General features: G+C 68.8%; 7 protein-coding genes. 5 read left to right on the plus strand and 2 right to left on the minus strand.

The window, feature by feature from the left end; genetic code table 11:
* Window positions 1–99: 99 nt before the first annotated feature.
* The 4 genes from AB0D04_RS29330 (at window position 100) to AB0D04_RS29345 (ending at window position 4,150) form a co-directional block, all read left to right on the plus strand.
* The gene (locus AB0D04_RS29330; RefSeq protein WP_362709234.1) at window positions 100–1,236 is read left to right on the plus strand and encodes an energy-coupling factor ABC transporter permease; all 1,137 of its coding nucleotides are present in this window, start codon (window positions 100–102) and stop codon (window positions 1,234–1,236) included.
* Window positions 1,236–1,997, plus strand: coding sequence for a cobalt ECF transporter T component CbiQ (cbiQ, locus tag AB0D04_RS29335; RefSeq protein WP_362709236.1), 762 nt, complete (start codon window positions 1,236–1,238; stop codon window positions 1,995–1,997). The genes AB0D04_RS29330 and cbiQ overlap by 1 nt, the downstream gene beginning before the upstream one ends.
* An 86-nt stretch (window positions 1,998–2,083) precedes the next feature.
* Entirely contained in the window at window positions 2,084–2,839 is a 756-nt protein-coding gene (locus AB0D04_RS29340; protein ID WP_362709260.1) for an ABC transporter ATP-binding protein, read from the plus strand.
* Between the two features lie 102 nt (window positions 2,840–2,941).
* Window positions 2,942–4,150: a serine hydrolase domain-containing protein gene (locus AB0D04_RS29345; RefSeq protein ID WP_362709239.1), complete on the plus strand. Its 1,209-nt coding sequence runs from the start codon at window positions 2,942–2,944 to the stop codon at window positions 4,148–4,150.
* A 33-nt stretch (window positions 4,151–4,183) separates the two neighbouring features.
* On the opposite strand, the gene AB0D04_RS29350 is transcribed toward AB0D04_RS29345, so the two are convergent.
* Entirely contained in the window at window positions 4,184–4,765 is a 582-nt protein-coding gene (locus tag AB0D04_RS29350) for a TetR family transcriptional regulator (RefSeq protein WP_362709242.1), read from the minus strand.
* Between the two features lie 174 nt (window positions 4,766–4,939).
* Here AB0D04_RS29350 and AB0D04_RS29355 point away from each other — a divergent pair, with 174 nt between their 5' ends.
* On the plus strand, window positions 4,940–5,191 hold the full coding sequence (locus AB0D04_RS29355) for a hypothetical protein (RefSeq protein WP_362709245.1): 252 nt from the start codon (window positions 4,940–4,942) through the stop codon (window positions 5,189–5,191).
* Between the two features lie 30 nt (window positions 5,192–5,221).
* Here AB0D04_RS29355 and AB0D04_RS29360 read toward each other — a convergent pair whose 3' ends face one another.
* Window positions 5,222–6,073, minus strand: a complete 852-nt coding sequence (locus AB0D04_RS29360; protein WP_362709247.1) for an EamA family transporter — start codon at window positions 6,071–6,073, stop codon at window positions 5,222–5,224.
* Window positions 6,074–6,310: the final 237 nt, after the last annotated feature.

Genomic DNA, 6,310 nt, shown 5'->3' on the forward strand with positions numbered 1-6,310 from the left:
GGCGGCTGTGGCGTTTCGCACCGTGGGCGCTCTTGCAACAACTTTGCAGGAGGCCTCACCATTGGCTGGTTACAGAGCCTGGAGCGGAGACAGCCTGAGATGCACGTACCCGATGGATTCATCAATGCGCCGGTGTCGGTGGCGACCGGTGCCGTCGCCGCCGTCGCGGTAGCGGTCAGCCTGCGCGGTGCCCGGCGTGAGCTGGAGGGTGCGGGGCAGGGCGGCAGCGGGGCGGGAGCGGACCGGACGGCGCCGCTGGCCGGGCTGGTGGCGGCGTTCATTTTCGCGGTGCAGATGCTGAACTTCCCGGTTGCGGCCGGGACCAGTGGGCATCTGCTCGGCGGTGCGCTCGCGGCGATACTCGTGGGGCCGTACACGGGTGTGCTGTGTGTGTCGGTGGTGCTGTTGATGCAGGGGGTGCTGTTTGCCGATGGCGGTCTGACGGCGCTGGGCGTGAATATCACCGATATGGCGATAGTGACGACCGTTGTTGCCTATGCCGTTTTCCGTGGGCTGGTGAAGGTGCTGCCGCGGAGCCGGCGTTCGGTGCCGGTGGCGTCGTTTGTGTCGGCGCTGATTTCGGTGCCGGCCGCGGCGGTCGCGTTTACGGCCATGTATGCGCTGGGCGGGACGGCCGATGTGTCGATCGGCAAGGTTTTCACCGCCATGGTGGGGGTGCATGTGCTGATCGGTATCGGTGAGGCCGCTATTACGGCGCTGACGGTGGGTGCGGTGATTGCCGTACGGCCGGATCTGGTTTATGGCGCGCGGGGCCTGGCCAAGCCGCTGGAATTGCGGACGTCGCCGCTCGATGTTCCGGCGCCGGGTACGGACGATGTCACCACGGCCGCGCGCGAGGCCGAGCCGGTCGCGTCGGCCCCGGCCGCCCCGGCTCCCCGCCGGTCGGTTCGCGGTGTGTGGCTGGCCGGGGTGGCCACCGCGCTGGTCTGCGCGGGCGGGATCAGCTACTACGCCTCCGCCAACCCCGACGGCCTGGAGAAGGTCGCCCACGATCAGGGCATCGACAAGAAGACCCAGGAGCACGCCGGCAAGGATTCGCCGCTGGCCGACTACAGCGTCAAGGACATCACCAATGCGCGGCTGTCGGGCGGGCTTGCAGGCGTGATCGGCGTCGGGGCGACCCTGGCCGTCGGGACCGGGGTTTTTGTGGTGCTGCGGCGGCGCAAGGCGCTGGGGACCGGCGAGGCTGCCGATGCTTCGGGCGGGCTTGTCTGATGGGGGCCGGGCACGCTCATAAGCTCTATCGCCATGGGCATTCGCCGGTGCATGCGCTGCCGCCGCATTGCAAAATCGCGGCCGTTTTCTGCTTTGTGCTGATCGTGGTGTCCACGCCGCGGGAGGCGATTTGGGCATTCGGGCTGTACGCGGTGCTGATTGCGGCGGCCGCGGGCGTGGCGCGGATTCCGGCCGGGTTTCTGCTCAAGCGGTTGCTGATCGAGGTGCCGTTTGTGGCGTTTGCGGTGCTGATGCCATTTGTGGCGGAGGGGCCGCACATAGATCTCGGTGGGCTGAGCCTGAGTGTGTCCGGGCTGTGGGGGGCCTGGAACATCTTGGCCAAGGGAACATTGGGCGTGGCGGCTTCCGTGCTGCTTGCCTCGACGACCGAATTGCGGGAATTGCTGCTGGGGCTGCAGCGGCTGCGGATGCCGCCGATGCTCGTACAGATTGCGTCGTTCATGATTCGGTACGGCGATGTGATCACCGATGAGATGCGACGGATGCGGATTGCGCGGCTGTCGCGAGGATTCGAGGCGCGGGGCGTACGGCACTGGGGAGTGCTCGCCAAGTCCGCCGGCGCTCTGTTCATCCGCTCCTACGAGCGGGGAGAGCGGGTGCACCTCGCCATGGTCAGCCGGGGGTACACCGGCACGATGCCCGTTCTTTCCGATACCCGTGCCAGTGGCGCGCAATGGACCCGCGCCGCGGTGCTGCCCCTTTCCGCCCTTGCTGTATGCCTCTTGGGATGGACGCTGTGAGTACGACGACGAACGCGACGACGAACGCGAATACGAACGCGACTGCGAGCGTGACAACGAACGCGAATACGAACGCGACTGCGAGCGTGACGACGCCGCCTTCGCTCGCCGTTTCCGGGCTCGCCTATGCCTATCCCGACGGGCATCAGGCGCTTTTCGGGGTCAATCTGTCCGTGGAGCGGGGCGAGCGGGTGGCGCTGCTCGGGCCCAATGGAGCGGGGAAGACCACGCTCGTCCTGCATCTGAACGGGATTCTCGAGGCGGGGGCCGGGTCGGTGACCGTCGCCGGGCTGCCGTTGGGAAAGAAGCACCTGGCCGAGATCCGGCGGCGGGTGGGGATTGTTTTCCAGGATCCCGACGACCAGCTGTTCATGCCGACCGTTCGGGAAGACGTCGCCTTTGGGCCCGCGGCCGCGGGACTGCGCGGTGCCGAGCTGGAAGAGCGGGTCATGGAGGCGCTCGAGCGGGTCGGAATGGCGGGATTTGCGGACCGTCCGCCGCATCATCTGTCGTTCGGGCAGCGGCGCCGGGTTGCGGTGGCCACGGTGCTGGCAATGCGGCCGGAAATCCTTGTCCTCGACGAGCCGTCGTCCAATCTCGATCCGGCATCGCGGCGTGAACTCGCAGACATTTTGCGGTCATTGGATGTGACCGTGCTGATGGTGACGCACGATCTGCCGTATGCGCTGGAGCTGTGTCCGCGGTCCGTTGTGCTGTCGGGCGGAGTGCTGGTCGCGGACGGCACCACCCAGGAATTGCTGTGCGATGAGGAGCTGATGCGGACCCATCGGCTGGAGTTGCCGTTCGGATTTGATCCGCGGTCCGTGACGCTGCCCGTTTGATGCCGTTGCGGCCGGAATGATGTGAGGAACCCCACTGGTCTGGACCCTGGTCATCAGCACTGATCTGCGCGTTGCACCATTGATGGGTCACCAAGGCGACGGATGAGTGGGAAGCGGGAATCAGTGGTGGACGTCCAGGGCACGGTCGAGGACGGCTTCGAGCCGGTCCGGGACGCCTTCGCGGACAACTTTGCGCGGCGCGGGGAGCGGGGCGCGGCGGTCGCCGTGTACCTGCACGGGCGCAAGGTTGTGGACCTGTGGGGCGGGGCCAAGGACGGGGACGCGCCGGACGGGGGTGCCCCCTGGGAGGCCGATACCGCTCAGGTCGTCCGGTCCGCGACCAAGGGCGTGGCCGCGATTGTTCCGCTGCTTCTGCATCAGCGGGGACTGCTGGATCTTGATGCGCCCGTGGGCACGTATTGGCCCGAATTCAAGGCGGCGGGGAAAGAGCGGGTGCTCGTACGGCATCTGCTGTCGCACCGCGCCGGGCTGCCCGTTCTGGATACGCCGCTGACGCCCGCGCAGGCGATTGACGGGATCAGCGGGGCGGCGGCAGTGGCCGCCCAGGCGCCTGTTTGGGAGCCGGGGGCCGAGCACGGATATCACGCGCAGACCTACAGCTGGCTCATTGGTGAGCTGGTGCTGCGGGTTACGGGGCGGTCGCTCGGCAGCTGGGTTGCGGAAGAGATATCCGGGCCGCTGGGGCTTGATCTGTGGATCGGGCTTCCGGCGGCGATGCAGTCACGTGTGGGGCGGCTGGCCGAGATCGAGGCGCCGGCGGCCGGGGGCGGGGGAGCCGCCGGATTGCGGGTGCGGCCGAAGCGGTCGGTGGCCGAGGCTTATGCGGATCCTTCGTCGCTTACACGGCGGGCTTTTGAGGCCATATCGCCCGCGGCCGATGAGAATGCCGCGGAGTATCGGGCTGCCGAGCTTCCGGCGTCGGCCGGAATGGGTACGGCGCGGGCGTTGGCCCGCTGTTATGCGGCTCTGATGGGGCCCGTCGACGGGCATGCGCGGCTGTTTGCGCCGGCCACGTTGACGCTGGCGCGTACGGAGGAATCCGCCGGGCTCGACCGGACCTTGCTGGTCAATACGCGGTTCGGGCTCGGGTTCATGTTGCACGGGGCGGCGTCGCCCCTTTTGGGGCCAGGGTCATTCGGGCATCCGGGGCGGGGTGGTGCGCTTGCCTTTGCGGATCCCGAGAGCGGGCTTGCCTTTGGGTACATCACCAATGGGATGCAGAAGAATGTGACGGCGGATCCGCGGGCCCAGGCCCTGGTACGGGCCGCTGCTTCCCACGTTGCCGGGTGACCCGCCGTACGTCTCCTTGTGGTGGTCACGTGGTCACGTGGTCAGGTGGCGGATCAGGGTGACCAGTAGGTCCCGTTGGGCGGTCGGGGCGCTCTCGGTGGCTGCCGGGGTCAGCAGGGGAGCCAGCTGCGGGAGAGTGAACCAGGAGACGGTCAAGGCGATGACCGCGCGCATCAGTTCGCCCGCGCCGATCTCGTCGGTCAGGGCGCCGGCCTGTTGGGCCCGGGTTACGGCGGCGATCTTCGCGGCGTAGTGGGTGGCGCGCTCGGGTTCGGCGGCCACCCGGCCCTCGTACAGCAGGCCCTCCCAGGCGAGCAGTCGGGCGAAGTGCGGGTTCCCGTGGTGGTAGTCGAAGATCCGGCCTGCGTAATCAGCGAGGTCAGCGGCCTGTTCGTCGGTGAGGGGGACCGCGGCGGCGACCTTTGCCAGCTCGGATTCCAGCACCGCGGCGAACAGCTTCTCCTTGTTGCCGAAATACGTGTAGATCCGCTCCTTGTTGATGCCCGCGCGGGTCGCGATACGGGCCACGCGGGCGCCCTCGGGGCCGTGTTCGGCGAACTCGTCCACCGCGGCGTCGAGGAGGAGTCGCTTGGTGCGTGCTGTGTCCCAGGCCATGACGGGACCTTAACGCATCTCCAACTATTGGGTTGGAGATTGTGGCGGCCACGTGCAAGACTCCAACCCGTTGGTTGGATATCGCCGTTGCCGTTGCCGTTGCCGTTGCCGTCGTTCCCGTCGCTTCGGCCTGTCTCGTTCCTTGTTGCCCGTCTCTCTGACCAGGAGATTTGTATGTCCGTGAACGTTCCTGCCGCCCCCGCCCCCGCCCCCGCCCCGTCCACCCACCGGCGTGCGCTGATCACCTGGCTGGCCATCTATCCGACGGTCACCGTCGTCCTCGGGCTGATCGGGCCGGTCACCGCCGGCCTGCCGCTGCTGCTGCGGACGCTGATCCTCACCGCGATCGTCGTCCCGATAGCCGCCTACGTGCTGATTCCGGCGCTGATGAAGGCCAACGCCGCCCTCACCCGTCGACGGCGCTGAACGCCCGCTGCCCGCCCCGCACCGGGCCGCTCACCCCGAGTGCAGCATCAGGCCGATGCCCACCACCATCAGGCCCGCCGCGGCAATGCGCGGCATGCCGAAGCGTTCCTTGAAGAAGAGGGCTCCTATGGCGGCGCCGACGATGATGGAGGACTCGCGGAGGGCGGCGATGGGGGCCAGGGGTGCGCGGGTCTGGGCCCACAGCACGAGGCCGTAGGCGAAGACGGAGAGGACGCCGCCGGCCAGACCGCGCAGGGCTATGGGGCGCAGCTCGGTGAGGAGTTGGCGGCGGCGGGTGGCGAGGGCGTACGCGGGGATGGCCAGGCCTTCAAGGATCATCAGCCAGGCGATATAGCCGAGTGAGCTGCCGGAGGCGCGTACGCCCAGGCCGTCGACGGTGGTGTAGGCGGCGATGGACAGGCCGGTGGCCAGGGCGGCGATGATGGCCGGCCAGTGGGGTGTGGTGCCCGAGCCGCGGATGCCCCAGAGGGCCACGCCCACCAGGCCTGCGGAGGCGAGGGCCACACCTGCCAGGGCCCATGCGTCGGGGACCTCGTGGACGAAGACGGCGGCCAGAACGGTGACCACCAGGGGCGCCGTGCCGCGGGCTATCGGGTACATCTGGCCGAAGTCGCCCAGGCGGAACGACTGCATCAGCAGGACCTGGTAGACGACGTGGAGGACGGCCGAGGCGAAAAGGAAGGGCCAGGCCGCGGCGGCGGGGAGGGGGGTGAAGGCCGTCATGACGGCGCCGCACAGGGCGCCGCCGCCGCCGACCAGGGTGAAGGCGAGGAGCTGGTCGCGGATGCCGTGGGCGATCGCGTTCCAGCTGGCGTGGGTGAGGGCGGCTATGAGGACGGCCGCGACGACGAGCGGGGTCACGCGGTGCGCTCGCGGACGTCCGCTATGCGGGGGTGGGCCTCGGGGGCGGCGGACGGAAAAGCAGTCATGGCCCGCACGCTAGCGAAAGCTGTACGGGCCATGCGAGGGGAATCCGGGGGGTGGAACGGCGCCACCGGGGCCGCCAACGGGGCGTCGGGCGGCGGTCGTTGGGGCGGGGGCGGCGCATCCTGGCGTCCTCAGTGGGCGGTTTCTGCTCCGGCGCCGCGTTGTCGCCCT

This window comes from Streptomyces sp. NPDC048483 (assembly GCF_040651455.1).
GTDB lineage: Bacteria > Actinomycetota > Actinomycetes > Streptomycetales > Streptomycetaceae > Streptomyces.

What these genes read in the sequence shown, in the direction of transcription:
- cbiQ (WP_362709236.1), top strand. Translation starts at nt 1,236, where the DNA reads ATGGGGGCCGGGCACGCTCATAAGCTCTATCGCCATGGGCATTCGCCG.
- AB0D04_RS29355 (WP_362709245.1), top strand. Translation starts at nt 4,940, where the DNA reads ATGTCCGTGAACGTTCCTGCCGCCCCCGCCCCCGCCCCCGCCCCGTCC.
- AB0D04_RS29345 (WP_362709239.1), top strand. Translation starts at nt 2,942, where the DNA reads ATGAGTGGGAAGCGGGAATCAGTGGTGGACGTCCAGGGCACGGTCGAG.
- AB0D04_RS29350 (WP_362709242.1), bottom strand. Translation starts at nt 4,765, where the DNA reads ATGGCCTGGGACACAGCACGCACCAAGCGACTCCTCCTCGACGCCGCG.
- AB0D04_RS29330 (WP_362709234.1), top strand. Translation starts at nt 100, where the DNA reads ATGCACGTACCCGATGGATTCATCAATGCGCCGGTGTCGGTGGCGACC.